Below are 482 nucleotides of genomic sequence, written 5' to 3' on the forward strand. Positions count from 1 at the left end.
GAAAAATACATCACCGGCGATGCTTCCGATAAGGAAAAGTTTATGGCCTGGGCCAAAACGGTGCCGCATACGCTGCGTAATCCTTTATATCACTGGACGCATCTGGAATTAAAGCGCTACTTCGGAATAGATGAATTGCTAAATGAAGAATCCGGGGAGCGGATTTATGAAGAAGTCAACCGGCAATTGCAACAACCGGAGAATTCCTGTCGCGGACTACTGAAAAAGATGAACGTGGAAACGGTTTGCACCACGGAAGACCCAACCGATACCTTGCAGTATCACCAGCAACTCGCCAAAGAAGATATTGGTATTAAAGTGAGTACTGCTTTCAGGCCTGATAAAGCGGTGCTGATTGATGCGGAAGGCTTTAATGACTACCTGAATAAATTAGGCGAAGTAGCTGAAATGGAGATCGATTCTTATGAAGACCTGCAAAATGCCCTTCGTAAAAGAATTGACTATTTTGATGCCAATGGCTG

General features: G+C 44.6%; 1 protein-coding gene. It reads left to right on the forward strand.

Annotated features, from left to right (window positions below; translation table 11 throughout):
- Nucleotides 1–482, forward strand: a 482-nt coding sequence (locus RM539_RS19960; protein WP_311505176.1) for a glucuronate isomerase, incomplete at both ends; no start/stop codon positions are given.

This window comes from Autumnicola musiva, assembly GCF_031846585.1.
GTDB classification, from domain to species: Bacteria; Bacteroidota; Bacteroidia; order Flavobacteriales; family Flavobacteriaceae; genus Autumnicola; species Autumnicola musiva.